This window comes from Moraxella sp. HMSC061H09, from assembly GCF_001809255.1.
Lineage (GTDB): Bacteria > Pseudomonadota > Gammaproteobacteria > Pseudomonadales > Moraxellaceae > Moraxella > Moraxella catarrhalis.
Genome location: NZ_KV796845.1, coordinates 16,021 through 33,051, shown reverse-complemented (window position 1 = coordinate 33,051; position 17,031 = coordinate 16,021). Strand labels below are relative to the sequence as shown.

Below are 17,031 nucleotides of genomic sequence, written 5' to 3'. Positions count from 1 at the left end.
ATCTTAAGTAATCAATAATAAATTTGGTCTATTATACTCTTTTTTGATGAAAAATACAGCATCAAATGATGATTTTGTACGATTTATCATGACCGTGTACCTGATGTCATGATTGAGTATCAATCAGGTAAGTTTAGCCATAATGGCGTTAGTGGCATCTGCGGTAGTAGTGATTCAAAGCGTTTATGATAATAGGCATTGATAAAATATAGCCCATCAGCAGATGCGGTTGGTGGTGCCAAAGTGCGATTTTTTGCAAGCATCAGCTCATAAAATGTCTCTGGGGATATTTCTCCTCGTCCAACAGCAAATAACGCCCCCATGATGTTACGAACCATGTGATGTAAAAATCCGTCGGCTTGGATATCTAGTATCAAGTAGCTGCCATGCTGAAACAAGTTGGCATGTGTGACTGTACGTACTGGCTGATTTGATTGGCAGGCAGCTGCCCGAAAACTGCTAAAATCATGTGTACCTACGATAAATTGGCTGGCTATTATCATAGCATCTATATCAAGCTTAGTGTATTCATGCGTGACTTGATGGTGTAAAATGGCAGGGCGATAGGGCTGATTGAGTGTGATATAGCGATAACGACGAGCGATGGCACTAAAGCGAGCATGAAAATCATCAGGCATGGGCTGAACCCACCTTAAGGCAATGTCATCAGGCAGTAGGCTATTTGTACCACGCAACCAACTGTGGGCTGAGCGCTCAGCGTGCGTTACAAAATGTGCAATCATATTACCTGCGTGTACGCCTGCATCGGTACGCCCAGCAGCGATAAGCTCAATGGACTCATTGGCAATGGTGGATAGTGCTTTTTCGATGACGGCTTGTACGCCGATGACTTCTTCTTGCCGCTGCCAACCACGATAGCGTGTGCCGATGAATTCGATACCGACAGCCAAAGTATGTGTTTTCATGAGGATTTCCAGTGCCAAGCGGTGAGCTTTTGGGTGATGGATAGCCAAAGTATTTGGCCATAAATAGACGGAATGGTTAATGAACCAGATGCCCAAATACCATGTTCATATTGCCAAGCTCCTGCTGCATAGTCCGTATTTGTGCCACCATAGGCACACATGGTGGTACAAATGATGGCAACGCCACGATCTGTTAACTTTGCCAAAGCATCAATTATGGCTTGTGACTTAGGTAGATTGCCTGCACCATAGCCAATCAAAATCCCCGCACAAGCATCAGCCGCTACCAACAATTCATCAGCCAGTGCATTAGGATCGTTAGGCAGTGCATACACTGACCGAATCTTGACAGATTTAGCACGCTTAATCAATGAGGGTAATTGATTTAAGTAAATGGCGGTATTGATCGATGGTGGTGATGATTTATTAAATATGGCATCCGCTCCCATAAAGGTATTGGGTGCTTGGCTATTGATTTTTTGGGTATGTTTGGCATTGAATGATTGATGATGAAAATGGACAAATGTGCCACACTGTGCCGCTGCCAAATCCAAAGACTGCGATAAATTATTCCAAGCGTCGCTATCATAATTGATGGATAAATCAGCACATTGTGGCAATAATAAAGGCTGCATACTGCCAGTAATCACGAGACTTAAATCGGTAAATTCATCAAATGCATGTGCCAAAAAAGCCGCCAAAAAACTGAGCGTATCAGTGCCTGTGATGAGTACAAATTTTCGATAACCATCATGATAAGCGGTCAAAATCAGCTCATAAAAGCCCACAAAATCAGATGGCGTCATAAGGCTTGAGTCTTTGATGATCTGATTGTTCAAGATTTTTATATGATGATCAGTTGTGCCATATAGATTGCTGAGTATTGGCAAAAAAATCTCAGCAGGCAAAGCAGATAGTGGTGTGCCATGGCTGCCAAAAGTGCCGCCAGCATAGATGAGGCAAATGGGTGATTGGGTAGGTGTCATAATAATTAAGCTGTATTTAGGGCTATGTCAACTCAGATGTACTGTGCTTTCATAGAATAAATTTACTCAATATTATAAATAAAACTGCCTAATAAAGCCATCAAAAAAAGGTGCGTCAGTCACGACACACCTTAATTTGGTGATTTTGTAAAATCAGATACGACCTTGCAGGATGGCAAGCATACGACGCAAAGGCTCAGCAGCACCCCAAAGCAGCTGATCACCGACTGTAAATGCGGTCAAGTATTCACCGCCCATATTCAGTTTACGCAGACGACCCACAGCAACATTTAGCGTACCTGTAACAGCCACAGGGGTCAGACGCTCCATGCTGGCGGCTTTATCATTTTCAACAACATCAAGCCATGGATTGTTGCTTTCACGCAGTGCAGTTGTAATCTCTGCCAAGGGAATGTCTTTGGTTAGCTTGATGGTAAGTGCTTGGCTGTGGCATCGCATGGCACCGATACGCACACAAATACCATCGATATTGATGGTTTCATCAGCTGATTTACCTAAGATTTTATTGGTTTCAGCTTGAGCTTTCCATTCTTCACGAGATTGACCATTATCTAGCTGACTGTCAATGTAAGGAATTAAACTGCCTGCCAGTACAGCACCAAAATGCTGCTTGGGAAAATCGTCGCTACGCTGTGTATCAGCAATAGTTCTATCAATCTCAAGGATGGCTGAGGCGGGGTCATCAAGCTGATCTGACACCGAATCACGCAGAACACCCATGCCTTTGATGAGTTCACGCATGTTATTCGCACCAGCACCTGAAGCGGCTTGATAGGTCATGGCAGATACCCACTCAACCCAACCACGACGGAATAGCTCGCCAATTGCCATCAGCATTAGGCTGACTGTACAGTTGCCGCCAATAAAGTCTTTTTTACCATCAGCAAGTGCCTTATCAATGACATCACGATTGATGGGGTCTAGAATGATGATGGCATCTTCTTGCATACGCAGGCTACTGGCTGCATCAATCCAATAGCCATGCCACCCACTATCTCGCAATGCACTGTGTACTTGCTTTGTATAATCACCGCCTTGGCAGGTGATGATGGCATCGCATCGAGATAACTCTAGGATATCAGTTGCATCTTTGAGCGTACCGCCGTCCACACCATCAAAACTTGGTGCTTGACCACCAGCATTGCTGGTTGAAAAAAATACAGGCGTAATGTGCTGAAAATCGCCTTCTTCAACCATGCGACTCATCAAAACTGAGCCAACCATGCCACGCCACCCAACCAAACCAACAACCATTTTTTCTGCCATTTTAGATACCTTTTATTGGTGAAAACGCTCAATCAAACCCAGATGACTGAACTAAAAAAGAATTGATAACTATGCCCTTTTATGATTAAAAAATCAAGTCATTTTATGGTCTTTGGGCGTTTATTTTTAGTTAAGAAAAATTGTATTTGATTTGATGCTAAAAATAGTGTGTTTGTTCAATGATATTAGGATGAATACGCCATGATTTGATGGATTTAATTGGGTGTTGGTGTTAATAAATATGCCATGGCCTGACCTACTTTGGTTGATTTGATGAGAGTGAACTTGGCAGATGTGTCATCATCTAGTATGCTGTGTAAGGGTTTGTCAGCCTCAAGGTAGATTCTACTGTCAGCATGGATTAAGGCATTGTCAAGCAGATTTTCTAAAATAGGCTGCCATAAATTGAGAGTATAAGGCGGATCGATAAAAATAATATCAAAGGCATCGTGTCTATCGTGCATGGTGTTTAAAGCACTGATGGCATCGGTGCTAACAATGGTTAGCTTGTCTGATAGTTTCAAAAGCTTGGCATTTTGTTTAAGCATTTGGGCTTGAGCAAGATTTGGCTCAATCAATGTTGCTGTTTTTGCCCCACGAGATACAGCCTCAAAGCCAAGCGCACCGCTACCTGCACAAGTATCCAAAATTTTGGCATCGGTTAAATATCCAGTCAGCCAATTAAAGAGTGTCTCTTTGAGCCTATCTGGGGTGGGGCGTAGACCTTGTGCATCTATAAAGCTTAATAATCTGCGTTTATGCTGACCGCCGATGATGCGTACTTGGTTGACAGCTTTGGTGGATTTTTGAGTGGGTTTTTTCATGACAATGATCGTTTAAACAGTTATTGGGCGAGAGTAATATTTGGTTTTGGATTGATTAGCATGATTGATGGTCGTTAGCCTAAGGCTATTTTTGTCGCAAAAAGTGCATTGCCTTTGATTTTGTATTCTTTAATTTTGTATAATGCTACCTTTGATAAAATCACCGCAAACACCATGAAAACATGCTACAATACGATGTGTTATCATATCATGATTTTAATCAATAAACTCCATTTAACTTTCTTAATCCCAAGATTGACACTATGTTTTCATCCCTTTGGCAAGCTTTAAGTGAGCATCCTGAATTTATCGCCATGCTGACCATCCCACCTGTCACAGCATTTGTGACTTGGGCGCATGTGTGGATGGCACTTGAGATGTTGTTTTATCCGATTAAATTTTGGGGCATACGCATTTTTGGGCTGCCGTTTAGTTTAAAAGGTGTGGGGTGGCAAGGTATTGTGCCTGCCAAGGCTGGCAAAATCTCTGGTATTATTGTTGACCAAACACTCTCAAAACTTGGGTCTTTAGATGAGTTTTTTCAGGCGATGGAACCTGAAGAGATGGCGGAGTTTATCACTGCCACCGTTGATAAAAATCTAGAAAGCTTAATTGATGAAATTATGCTTGAGCGGTCTTATACTCTATGGACGCATACGCCATATGCCATACGCCGCCGTATTTATGCCCACGCTCACTCACATTTGGCGGCAATTATGAAATCTTTGGTCATGGATTTGACTTATAATGTTGAGTCGCTCGTAGATATGCGTGAGATGATTGTCACCAAAATGGAAAATGACCGTAAGCTTATGGTGGATATGTTTTTACGGGTCGGCAAAAAAGAAATTAATTTTATTTGGAAAATTAGTGCTTTGATTGGCTTTGGCTTTGGTGTGCTCCAAATGGCCATTTTTTACTTTGTACCGCAGCATTGGACAGTGCCTTTTTTTGCGATGATTTGGGGAGCTTTGACCAATTGGATTGCCATTTGGATGGTATTTAACCCAGTTGAGCCTAAAACTGTCCCATTTGTTCGCCTATTTCGTTATGAGATGGTTGATCATCAAAAACGAATCGTATGGATGCACCCGCATTGGCATAAATATTCTTGGCAAGGTGGTTTTATGAAGCGTCAGGATGAGGTTTCAACTGTTTTTGCCGAAATTGTCGTCAATGAACTTGTAACACTTGAAAATATCATGAATGAAATGATGTATGGCAGGCGAGCGGATAAAACCCGAGAGTTGGTGAAATCTCATCTTTATGAGATGCTTGAAGATCCAATTGTGGCAACAAGCCTAAAAGTGGGTATGGATAAGCGTAGTCTTGACACCTTTAAAGATACAATTATTGATAAATCCATCGATGCAACGATGGTGCCTATTCGTGATCCCAAACTCAATGTTTCTCGAGCCAATAAAATTTTTGGATTATTTGAAAGTCGTATTCGTGCCCTAACTCCTAAAGAGTTTCAAAATTTATTAAGACCAGCTTTTCAAGAAGATGAGATCACCTTAATTATCTTAGGTGGTATCACGGGATTTTTGGCAGGTTGGTTACATTTGGTGATTATCTTTTTTTAGTCAAATATCGTTGATTTGGTACATATTACAAGAATATCGCCATATGAGTTATCTTGGAGTGGGTTGGTTCGTTTAACCGATAATAAGCTAACCAAGCTAACCGATAATAAGTTAACAGATAACAATTTAACATCAAAAAGCCCCGCAAAATTTTGCCAGCAAATGAGTGTTTTACTATGCTAATAACAGAACTTGGATACTTTTCGCTATTGCTTGCGTTGGTACTTGCAATGCTACAAGCCATTTTACCCGCCATCGGTGTTATCAAACATCAAGTACAGTGGCAAAGACTGGCACCAAGTCTAGCGATGGCACAGTTTTTAGCGATGGCTGTATCATTTTTGGCATTGATTGCAGGTTTTTTATATAATGATTTTAGCTTAGTTTATGTCGCTAAGCATTCAAATAGCTTGATGCCTTGGTATTATAAGCTTTCTGCAACTTGGGGCGGGCATGAAGGCTCGTTGCTACTTTGGATGACAATTTTGGCAACTTGGTGTATGTTGGTTGCTGTATTTAGCCGTGGCTTACCATTACAGATGCGTGCTCGGGTTTTATCTATATTAGGCGGTGTGCAGGTTATGATGCTTGCAATGATGATTTTTACCTCATCACCGTTTGACCGTGTTTTACCAAGTTTGCCTGTTGATGGTGCTGATTTAAATCCATTATTACAAGATCCTGGTCTGATTTTTCATCCACCCATGCTTTATATGGGTTATGTGGGGCTTGCAGTACCATTTGCGTTTTGTATGGCAGCATTATGGGCGGGTCGCTTAGATGCAGTTTGGACACGCTGGAGCCGCCCCTGGACATTGGTTGCGTGGACATTTTTAACCTTAGGCATTGCTTTGGGTTCGTGGTGGGCGTACTATGAATTGGGCTGGGGTGGCTGGTGGTTTTGGGACCCTGTCGAAAATGCATCACTCATGCCATGGCTTGCCGCTACGGCACTCATGCACTCTTTGGCTGTTACCGAAAAACGAGGTGTATTTAAAGCTTGGACGATGATGCTTGCGATTTTTGCCTTTGCATTATCTTTACTTGGAACATTTCTGGTTCGCTCAGGGGTCATTACCTCAGTGCATTCGTTTGCAGCTGACCCAACCCGTGGTTTGGCTGTACTGGCGATTTTAACAATCGTTATTGGGTTTGGCTTATTAATGTTTGCATTGCGTGGTTGGAGATTGACTGTTGAAAGCAGTTACCGTCTCAAATCAAGAGAAACCATGTTGGTGGTTAATAACTTAGTTTTGTTGGTTGCAACATTGGTCGTCTTATTGGGTACTTTATACCCCATCATTGCCGATTTTTTCAAATTAGGTCAAGTATCTGTCGGTCCTCCGTATTTTAATGCATTGTTTGTGCCGCTCACTTGGCTTTTGCTTGGATTTATGGGCGTTGGCGTTGTCATGCGTTATAAACACGATAGCCGCCCATTTTTAGCAACCTTAATGGCTTGTGCCATCGGTGCATTTGTACTTGGATCTGCGCTGGCTTATATGGTGTCTCAATTGGCGGAAGAGCCATTGTTTGATTATGGTATTTATGTCTCTGGGATTTTATCGTTGTGGGTGCTTATCTTTATTATCTTAGACATTAAAGATAAACTAAAGCATCATAAAGGCGGTATTTTTTCAGGCTTAGCCAAGCTTAGCCCAAGCTACTGGGGTATGCAGATTGCACATATTGGCGTGATTGTCTGTATGATGGGTGTGGCAGCGACCAGCAGTATGAGTATTGAAAAAGATGTTGCCATGACAGTGGGCGATAGCGTACATGTTCAAGGCTATGATTTTTATTTACAAGAATTTGAGATGATTCAAGGGGTCAATTATGATGCCACTCAAGCTACCATCATTGTTAGACAGCATGGTCGGCAAATTGCTGTATTATATCCCCAAAAGCGTGATTATGTTGTCAGTATGATGCCAATGACCGAAGTTGGTATTCGACCAAGTTTATTAAATGAAATGTATGTGGCATTAGGTGAGCCAATCAGCACTCAAAATGGTCAAGTAGATATGAATACTTGGGCGGTGCGTGTCTATGTCAAACCTATGGTACGCTGGATTTGGTTGGGTGCAATTATTATGGCTGTCGGTGCATTCATCGCTATTTTGGATAAACGATATCGCATTTACCAAACCAAGTCTGGTAAATATTCATCAAAGTTCAACAAAACCATGACAAACCAATAAAACCATCAAAGGAGTATTATCATGGCAAAACCCAATAAACGCTTGATGTTGTTTATTATTCCGCTGATTATCTTTATGATACTGGTGGTGATGTTCTTTATGCGACTTGGCAAGCCGACCGAGATTAATACCAGTCGTTTGGTGGGCAATCCCTTGCCAAACTTAAGCTTACCCTTATTATCCGATACCACACGTACAATCACCAAGGCAGATTTTCCAGATACGCCATTTATTTTAAATGTTTGGGGTTCGTGGTGTTTGACTTGCCATGCTGAGCATCCATTTTTGCTTAAGCTGCATGAGCAAGGCGTTCCCATTATTGGTGTGAATTATAAAGATGAGCTGTCTGAAGCGTTGGCATATTTAAATAAAAATCAAGATCCGTTTGTTTATTCTGTACAGGATTTTACGGGTGATTTTGCCCTTGATTTGGGGCTGATGGGTGCACCTGAAAGCTATGTTGTGGGGACAAATGGCATTGTTTATCAACATATTATTGGTGAGATTGGTGAGAAAAATTGGGATGGTATTCAACACTGTTTGACAGCGGTTGCTGATGATGGTTTATCCGATGCCAAAAAAATTAAAGCCTGTCATAAGGATGATTCATGAACTTGTGTGCTTTGATGATGGTATTGGTGATTGGCGTATCAACCGCCGCCGCCGCAAGCTTTGAGCTGTATGAATTTGATTCGCCTCAGCAAGAGGCTCAGTATCGCGTACTCATCGAAGAGCTGCGTTGCCCAAAATGCCAAAATCAAAATTTGGCAGGCTCAGATGCACCCATCGCCCAAGACTTAAAACAAAAAACCTATGAAATGGTCAAAGATGGTCGTAGTGATGCTGAGATTCGTAATTATATGTTTGAGCGTTATGGAGATTTTATCAGCTATAAGCCGCCTGTGCGTCCATCTACATGGATTTTATGGTTTTTTCCACCCATTCTTTTGTTACTTTTGCTGTTGGGCTGGATTTATAAAGCCCAAAAAGGTCGTTCTTGGTCTAAGCAAATCCCCACAAGTCATGCACCTTTATCTGCTGGTGAAGAAGCAAAACTTAAAAAAATCTTGGCACATCATCAAAATAAATCGTTGGATGGCAGTGACTCAAAACCAACAAAATAAGGCATCAATATGACACCAAGTTTAATTTTATTTTTCTCATTGTGTGCTGTTTTGACGGTATTGCTCTCTTTGGTAGTCATTCTACCTTGGCGAAAAGTTGGCGTATCATCTGACAATCAACTGATGGCGATTAATGTGCAGATTTTTGGTGAACGCATTGCTGAGCTTGATGCTGATAAAGCAGCAGGGGTTATTGATGAGGCATCTTATCAAGCCCAAATCACCGAACTAAAACGCCAGCTGATAGATGCCCAAACGACGACAGAAGCACAAACGCCCGTTGGTATCAAAGGGCGTGCAATTATCATGATTTGGATTCCGATATTGGCTGTCATTGCTTATATGATGACCGCCGATCGTACGGCAGTTTTTACACTTTGGCAAGCTCAAGATAAAGTCGGTCAAGTGGCGGACGATTTATTAACTGGTAAGATTGATGTACCGCCTGAATGGGCAGCCAAAGAGTCAACGGCACTCATCAGTGCCATGCAAACCAATGTGCATCGCAATGCTGATGATGCTAATCGCTGGATGCGTTTATCTGAGCTATTTATGATGCTCGAGGCACAGCCACAAGCATTAGAAGCATTGGCACGGGCCAATCGCTTACAGCCTGATAATGAAGAGATTGCATTAACTTATGCACAGACCAATTTTTTTATCAATGAAGGCAGAATGGATGCAACAACGCATAAGATTTTAACCCAAATCTTAACCCAAACACCCAATCATGAAGGTGCCATGATGATGATGGCAATGGGTGAGGTGCGTGCAGGTAATTATCCTAATGCCAAAGCATGGATTGCCAGATTACGCTCAAGTTTGATGGCACGCTCAGGTGACCATAGTGAAGCTTTGGCAAGTTTGGATAAGTTGGTTGAAAATATTGATAATCAGCAGGCTGCTGTTGCCCAAGGTGTGACGATTACCATCAATCTGGCACCCGCCTTGGTAGACAAGCTAAGACCTGATGATGTCTTATTTGTCTCTATTAGTGGGCAATCAGGCGGCGCACCTTATGCTGTCAAAAAACTGCCAGCCAGTGAGCTTATGAGTCAACAAGCGGTTAGTGTGACACTAAGTGATATGGATGCCATGATGCCAACACGAATACTGTCATCAGCACGCCAAGCGGGCGAGGCATTGGTAGTAAATGCACGCATCAGCCATTTGGGTGATGCCATGCCTAAAGCGGGCGATTTGGCAGCCAATCCGATCATTTTGGATAAACAAACCGAAGTGTCTTTGATGATTTCTCAAATTGTGCCATAAAATAGTTATAAGCCTAGTATTGGTTAATATTGAGTTTATTGATAATTTATAAAATGTATGTTGAGAAGAATAATCAGGTCTTTTTACTTAAAGTACTCAAAGACCCATGATGACAGTTGGTTGAATGGGTGAATATAAATATTCATAAAAACTTGTGATTTCATTGGATTTTATGATAAAAAACTTGAACAATTTCTCAATGTGCTTTATAGTACAATCTGTTACTAACAGCCGCTTGCCATCAGGCAGTTTTATTTGGAGAATACATCATGATGCGTATCATTTTACTCGGTCCACCAGGTGCAGGCAAAGGCACACAAGCCCAGTTGATATCAAAGGAATTTGGCATTCCTCAAATCTCAACTGGTGATATGTTGCGTGCAGCAATTAAAGCAGGTACTGAGCTTGGTAAGCAAGCAAAAAGTGTCATGGATGCAGGTCAATTGGTTTCTGATGAGCTGATTATTAATTTGGTTAAAGAACGCTTAAAACAGCCAGATTGTGACAATGGTTGTATTTTTGATGGATTCCCACGCACAATCCCACAAGCCAAAGCACTGGCAGATGCTGGTATTGCCATTGACTATGTGATTGAAATCAGCGCCCCTGATGATGAAATCGTAAGCCGTATGTCGGGTCGCCGTGCACATTTGGCATCAGGTCGTACTTATCATGTGATCTATAATCCCCCAAAAACTGACGGTATTGATGATGTCACAGGCGAGGCACTGGTGCAGCGTGATGATGATAAAGAAGAAGTGGTGCGTGATCGCTTATCGGTATATCACGCCCAAACCGCTACATTGATTAGTCATTATCAAGAAGTTGCCAAATCGGGCGAAAATGCCCCTGAATATCATGACTTTGATGGAACAAAATCCATCGATACGGTTCGTGATGAGATTTTTGCTGTTTTAAAATCTGAATAATACTCAGTATCTGAATAATACTCGGTCATTTGACAATAAAGCCCATCACTCACTATTTTGATGATGGGCTTTATTGTGCCTTGATTTAATGATTTTATATATTCAATGATCTTATATCAAATTATTGATCCAAATGCTCATGTAAAATCTTACGCAGCTGTACGATGGTTTTTGGGTTCTCGTGTGTGTTGTGTTTACCTTCAACAATAATTTCAGATGCCGCTCCCTCAAGATGCGAGCTTGTATAAGGTACGATGCCATCAGAAATTGTTTTACCGACAGCGTCACCTTGTTGATTGGTATTGGTATGGTTGCCGATAATGCTATGATAACGCACAGATGGGCTAATTTGAATATCTTTGGTCAGTGCCATAAAAGAAGAATGATCTGACAACTGGCTTGCACCATTTTGAAGGTATAAAGTGCCTAAGAAGCTTTGGGATTGAATATCATTGGTAAATATTGTACCAAGCGATCTGGTCAGTTCGATAGGCAGTTTGATGATACGCCGAGCAGCGCGAGTAAACCAGCGATCTGCATAATCTGTACCACGATGAGGTGCTGATAAAAAAATCGCTTCATCAACTTGTGGTAATGATGATAATACTAATCGATTGGAGAGTGTTTGGCGTTGGTCAGCGGATAGATGATTGATCAGCTTATATTGTTCCTTATGACCGAGTGTATGAAGCTTTTGGGTCAAATCGGTATCAGAAACCAACAATCTTGAGATGACACCGCCCATGCTATGCCCAATTAAAACCGCATTATGACTGGCTTTGTCTTGTCCATTGGGGTCAAGCTTGGCAAAAGTATGACGGATTAATTCATGAATTTGATAGCGGTTTTCTAAAATGGGCAGGTTAGTTGCATAGGCAACTTGCCATACTTGATAGTTTTCATTAAGCTTAGAATCGGTCAGTAGGGTATTGGTAAGATTCACCCAAGTGGCAGGGCTTGATGCCAAACCATGCAGCATAATGATGACTTTTTGGTCAGGATTATACGGTTTTAGCATAAATAGTTCAGGTAAAGCGATGGCATCAGAACGAGAAATCATATTCGTCAGCGAGACTTGTCTTAGCTGATTTTCAGCCAACCACAACGCATAGCCCGCTGAAAAATTCGCTGTCAAAGGATATGATGTATCGCCGATTTTGACATGAGTGTTATTGCTTGGATTAAAAAAATAGGCATAAAACTCATGTGATGACAGTACCTCATCAATGGTATTGCCCATAGGTTTAATGATGGCGGTAAGCTGAATGTGCCCGACATGATGAATGCGATCGTCTAAGGCCTTATTGCGTGCAAGCTTTTTGAGATTATCAATACTGGTGGTGTGCCGATCATTGATAGCACCAACGAAACTGACACCAAGCCCTGAGCGTCGTGCATTGACATCCAAATCCAGCAATCTAGAATCATAAGCAGAAATCATCTCAGAAAATAGCTCGCTGCTGTGTTCGTGTTGTTTGAGCTTACTTGTCAAAAAATCACGATCACCAACAGAGATATGCAGTGTATTTTGACCGTGGTCATTGCTGAGAACACGACCAATTCTTAGCTGATTGTAGATAGGTTCTAATTGCCCAGATGATACCACATCCTGAAATTTGGCATTATAAAACGCACCATGATCTTTGCGATAAATTTGAGTGATTAAATCATTGATGGCAAGGTGATAAAGATCAAGCGTTCGGATATCAGATTCTTGGGGAAGAGATGAGGGAGTACCATGACCGCCTAAGCTGTAATAAAATAAATAAGCATAGCTATATTTGACAGTTTGATAAAGTGCATCTCGATACTTGGCATGACACTCAGTGCGAGCTTTTTGCTGATTTTCAGCGATGTCTTTACTGATGGGTGCATTGGTATAATAAGGATTAATGGGTGCTCTGGCAAGTTCGATGCGACACGCCTCTTGGGCGATGAGATTGTCAGCATATGTATAATACAACTCACTAAATACAGACAGTTGTAAACGATTGGGCATTTCGATGAAAAAAATTGATCTAACATCATCAACACACGCTTCAAAATCCGCCATGCAACTTTCTTGGGTATAACCTGCCGAAACTAAAATAGATTGTGTCGCTGCACTGACACGACCGTTTGTAATGATACTGCTTCTTGTTTTTTCAAGTAATTTGGCAGGTGTCTGTTTGGGCGGTATAAGCATATGACAAGCGCTCAAAATCATCATTAAGCTGGCAGGCAACAAAAGCTTACCTAAGCGTAATTTACTTGGTTTTATTGGTAAAGTCTGCATGGATTTCTCTGGTGAAGCGTATGGCGGTTCGTCAGGGTTTAAATCAGCTACAATCAGCCAAGATTTATCATAATAAAAAAAATCCGTACAATCAAGAGACTGTACGGAAGATAATAGACTTACCAACGCATTATTTGATGGGCTTGACATGAATGTCATCATCTTTGATATTCCAAATGTAATAACCACCGTTGTCAACAATACGAATTTGTTCAGCAATTTGGGCGTGATTTGGGTGTTTGTTAGCCAAAGTACGCAAGCGTTTGAGTGCTGCTGTGCGATTGTCATTTAGCAAATCTGCTTGAGCGATGCTTTGTTCAGCCTCAACATTGCCCATTGAAACTGCCTTATCTAAATATTTACGACCTTCTTTAAAACCACCTGATTCAGACAGCATAATCCCAAATAGCAGATTGGCTTCAAGGTCATTTGGTTTTAATTGTAAGGCTTTTTGCATGTATGTGCCTGCACGAACTGTATAGGTTGTACCAAGATTAAGATTTCTTGCGATACCGTTTAATTTAGCGGCACGAATGACAACATCAAATGACGCATCAGGCGTGCTGGCATAAGATTCAATCCAATCTGACAGATGTTTGATATTTTCTGTCGTGATATATTCAGCGGTACGATTTGGGAAATTGGTTGGATAATGGCGAGCATTTGGGGCGATATCATCCAAAAACTCATCAACCAAAGTAACATCTAAAATGACGGTGCCTGCGGTATTGGCGGCAATGGTAACAGTTGGGATATTTTTGATTTCTGTGATTAAAATATTGGGTGCGGGCAGACCTTGCACGATGGTTTGTAGTAAATCAGCAGTGCCAGCACGAGCCGTGATGGTTTCGGTGATTTCACCACGCATAGTTGGGCTTTGATAGGTGGTGTTAGCGATGGCGGTAGAGGCAAAAATGGCAGTAAAAACTGATAATGTCAGTGCTAATTTTTTCATAAAAAATCCATGATAATGATGACTGAATGAATAATTGATTAGGGTGTAGTAACCCTTGATAAAATTTTATTGAAAATTGATAAAAATTCACAATTTTAATTCATTTTATATGAAAAATGGCGAAATTTTATGATGTGATGGCAATCGTCTAAAAAATTAATGATAAATGCAATCTAAAATCCTAAAATTTGTCAAATCATATCAGATTTTATGCTACTTTAAGGTAACGATTTACAAAAATTTGCATAAAATCTTACCCTTTTGTTGCAAATTGAAAATCAAGGCAAAATCGCCGTTTCATCCGTATGGATTGGTAAAGTGCGATCATATTTTTTTAATTTTAGACATAAAAACAGACCGAATATGGCATTTAATATTGCTGTGATGGCAAACAACTGAGCCAAACTCAGTTTGATGACTGCCAAAATAATAATTGAGAAAATTGCAGAAATAACCATAAAAATGGCATTTAAAATATTATTCGCCCCAACAATGCGTGAACGGTAATCAATGGGTGCATATGCTTGCATGGCAGTATATAGTGGTACAATATACACGCCGCCACTAAATCCCAATAAAAACAGTGCGATAAATACCGGCCAAGCGTGCAACTGATGTATGATATCCATCACAGCATACGGCCAAATAGGTAATGCCAAAGACAGCTGATTTAAAGAAAAATATAACGCCATCGCAAAGACTGACAGACCTAATAATCCATAAGGCAGTAAGCGAAAGCTGACTTGATTTTTGGTGAGTGTTTTACACAGTAGTGAGCCTATGGCAATACCAACAGAAAATAAGCTCAGCAAAAAGATGACCACAGATTCATCTGCGTGTAATAAAACCTTGGTGACTTCAGGTGTTTGCGTCAAAAAAGTTGCACCATAAAACCAAAACCAACTATTACCTAAAGTGATAAAAAACAATAAGGGCAGATGATACAGGTACTTGAGTAGTTCAAAGCTCGTACCAGCAATATTCCAATTGATGGATAAATCAGGTGCATGAACTTTAGTTTTTGGGATTTGGCGTGCTGATAAATAACCAAGTATTGCCACAACGATGGTTACCGTAGCCAGCCAATATTCAGAGAAATATAGCTGTGTTAAGATGCCTGCCGTCATCATGCCTGTTAAAATGGCAAGGCTGGTGCTGGTTTGAAATAATCCATTGGCTGCAACCAGCTCATCATGACGCATGGTTTCGGGTAAATAAGCATATTTAATAGGACCAAAAAAGGTGGATTGAGTACCCATCATAAATAAGCAAAAAAACAGTAGGCTGTATATTTCATAAATAAAACCCACAGCAGCGACTGCCATGATGATGATTTCAAGTAATTTGATATGCCCAGTTAAGGTAGATTTTTCGTATTTATCGGCAATCTGACCTGCCAATGCTGAGAATAAAAAATAAGGCAAGATGAATAATAATGCTGCCAAATTATTTAATAAGCTCACCTCGGTTTCAAGTTTTGCTGCCGCTGAATAGGTGAGTACTAATATCAATGCTTGCTTAAAAATGTTATCGTTAAATGCCCCAAAAAATTGAGTAAAAAACATTGATGTAAACACTTGACGGCGAAATAAGTTTAATTGGCTTGCCATAATTTATCGGTATTTTAAGCTAAAGTTGGGGTAAATTTTGGGCTTTCATCATGTACAAACTCTGCTATAATAGCAGGAATTTGATTTTTTATCTTGAGTTTTTTTGTATGTCAAAGCCCGTTTTGTTTGCAAATTGCAGTTTTATGCCTGTCGCATTGGCGGCTTATTTGCCTTTGATGACATCGCAAGCATTGGCACAACAAAATAACTCTGCAAACATCATCAATCATATACCCGCTCATGACACCGCCATCAATCAAGCAAAGGCAGGCAATCCACCTGTTTTGCTAACACCTGAGCAGATACAAGCACGCCTTAATGCTGCTGGACTGAATGCTAAGCCCCAATCACAAGCTTTGGATGTTGTCAATTTTGATGATCAATCGCCGATATCTCGTATCGGTGAGCAATCACCCCCTTTGGGTTTGGATATGTCGGTCATCGAAGAAACCACACCGCTAAGCTTGGAGGAATTATTTGCTCAAGAATCTACTGAGATGGGAATCAATCCAAATGATTATATTCCAGAATATCAAGGCGAGCAACCTAATAGTGAGGTGGTTGTACCACCGACATTAGAACCTGAAAAACCAGGTTTGATCAAGCGTCTTTATGCACGCCTATTTAATGATGGTGTCAATAAGGTGCCTAGGCTTAAGGCAAAATTTTATCAATCATCGCAATCAGGCGAAACCAGTGCGATTGGGTCATCGCATCAAAAAACAGAGCCTTATGCAAATATCAAAGCAGCACTTGAAGACATCACCCAAGAGTCAGCGATGGATTTGAATGGCTCTATCCCACGCCTAAGGCAAACTGCTTTGGTGGCAGCGCGTGCTGTCGGTTATTATGATATTGATTTATCAATCATAAGAAATAGCATCGGAGAGGTGGATGTCATCATCCATGATTTAGGTGAACCTGTTTATATTGATTATCGAGCGGTGGAGGTACGAGGTGAAGGTGCTGATGATAAAGCATTTACTACCGTGGCGGATGAGGTGCCATTGCTGATCGGCGATGTCTTTCATCATGGCAAGTACGAAACCAAAAAAA

General features: G+C 41.0%; 13 protein-coding genes and 1 pseudogene. 7 read left to right on the top strand and 7 right to left on the bottom strand.

Translation table 11 applies throughout. From position 1 onward, the window contains the following. Positions 1 to 119: 119 nt before the first annotated feature. From truA to rsmD, 4 genes are all read right to left on the bottom strand, one after another. Positions 120 to 926, bottom strand: coding sequence for a tRNA pseudouridine(38-40) synthase TruA (gene truA / locus HMPREF2573_RS03940; RefSeq protein ID WP_003660240.1), 807 nt, complete (start codon positions 924 to 926; stop codon positions 120 to 122). Beyond that, the gene (locus HMPREF2573_RS03935) at positions 923 to 1,912 is read right to left on the bottom strand and encodes an asparaginase (protein WP_070472629.1); all 990 of its coding nucleotides are present in this window, start codon (positions 1,910 to 1,912) and stop codon (positions 923 to 925) included. The genes truA and HMPREF2573_RS03935 overlap by 4 nt, the downstream gene beginning before the upstream one ends. Positions 1,913 to 2,065: 153 nt before the next feature. Further along, positions 2,066 to 3,187, bottom strand: coding sequence for an aspartate-semialdehyde dehydrogenase (gene asd, locus HMPREF2573_RS03930; RefSeq protein ID WP_003660239.1), 1,122 nt, complete (start codon positions 3,185 to 3,187; stop codon positions 2,066 to 2,068). Between the two features lie 227 nt (positions 3,188 to 3,414). Further along, on the bottom strand, positions 3,415 to 4,023 hold the full coding sequence (gene rsmD / locus HMPREF2573_RS03925) for a 16S rRNA (guanine(966)-N(2))-methyltransferase RsmD (protein WP_003665437.1): 609 nt from the start codon (positions 4,021 to 4,023) through the stop codon (positions 3,415 to 3,417). A gap of 263 nt (positions 4,024 to 4,286) precedes the next feature. Between rsmD and HMPREF2573_RS03920 the strand changes: the two genes are divergently transcribed. From HMPREF2573_RS03920 to adk, 6 genes are all read left to right on the top strand, one after another. After that, positions 4,287 to 5,609: a DUF445 domain-containing protein gene (locus HMPREF2573_RS03920; protein ID WP_049149252.1), complete on the top strand. Its 1,323-nt coding sequence runs from the start codon at positions 4,287 to 4,289 to the stop codon at positions 5,607 to 5,609. Between the two features lie 176 nt (positions 5,610 to 5,785). Then, entirely contained in the window at positions 5,786 to 7,810 is a 2,025-nt protein-coding gene (locus tag HMPREF2573_RS03915; RefSeq protein WP_003657449.1) for a heme lyase CcmF/NrfE family subunit, read from the top strand. A 21-nt stretch (positions 7,811 to 7,831) separates the two neighbouring features. Then, the gene (locus HMPREF2573_RS03910; RefSeq protein ID WP_042510390.1) at positions 7,832 to 8,422 is read left to right on the top strand and encodes a DsbE family thiol:disulfide interchange protein; all 591 of its coding nucleotides are present in this window, start codon (positions 7,832 to 7,834) and stop codon (positions 8,420 to 8,422) included. Then, on the top strand, positions 8,419 to 8,934 hold the full coding sequence (locus tag HMPREF2573_RS03905; RefSeq protein ID WP_042510389.1) for a cytochrome c-type biogenesis protein: 516 nt from the start codon (positions 8,419 to 8,421) through the stop codon (positions 8,932 to 8,934). The genes HMPREF2573_RS03910 and HMPREF2573_RS03905 overlap by 4 nt, the downstream gene beginning before the upstream one ends. 9 nt (positions 8,935 to 8,943) lie before the next feature. After that, on the top strand, positions 8,944 to 10,206 hold the full coding sequence (gene ccmI, locus HMPREF2573_RS03900) for a c-type cytochrome biogenesis protein CcmI (protein ID WP_003657446.1): 1,263 nt from the start codon (positions 8,944 to 8,946) through the stop codon (positions 10,204 to 10,206). Positions 10,207 to 10,478: 272 nt separating this feature from the next. Beyond that, positions 10,479 to 11,135, top strand: coding sequence for an adenylate kinase (adk, locus tag HMPREF2573_RS03895; protein WP_038520231.1), 657 nt, complete (start codon positions 10,479 to 10,481; stop codon positions 11,133 to 11,135). Between the two features lie 121 nt (positions 11,136 to 11,256). Here the strand turns inward: adk and HMPREF2573_RS03890 are convergent, their stop codons facing one another. The 3 genes from HMPREF2573_RS03890 to HMPREF2573_RS03880 all read right to left on the bottom strand — a co-directional run bounded on the left by HMPREF2573_RS03890 (position 11,257) and on the right by HMPREF2573_RS03880 (position 15,975). Continuing rightward, on the bottom strand, positions 11,257 to 13,572 hold the full coding sequence (locus HMPREF2573_RS03890) for a lipase family alpha/beta hydrolase (protein WP_070472626.1): 2,316 nt from the start codon (positions 13,570 to 13,572) through the stop codon (positions 11,257 to 11,259). Next, positions 13,541 to 14,365 (bottom strand): tetratricopeptide repeat protein, encoded by an 825-nt coding sequence (locus HMPREF2573_RS03885; protein WP_003657443.1) that lies wholly within the window; start codon positions 14,363 to 14,365, stop codon positions 13,541 to 13,543. Before HMPREF2573_RS03885 ends, HMPREF2573_RS03890 begins: the two co-directional genes overlap by 32 nt. 278 nt (positions 14,366 to 14,643) lie before the next feature. After that, complete coding sequence (locus tag HMPREF2573_RS03880; RefSeq protein WP_003657442.1) at positions 14,644 to 15,975, bottom strand: MFS transporter; 1,332 nt, start codon at positions 15,973 to 15,975, stop codon at positions 14,644 to 14,646. 107 nt (positions 15,976 to 16,082) lie between these two features. Here HMPREF2573_RS03880 and HMPREF2573_RS03875 point away from each other — a divergent pair. Next, positions 16,083 to 17,031, top strand: a pseudogene (locus HMPREF2573_RS03875) (hypothetical protein); the annotation flags it as partial.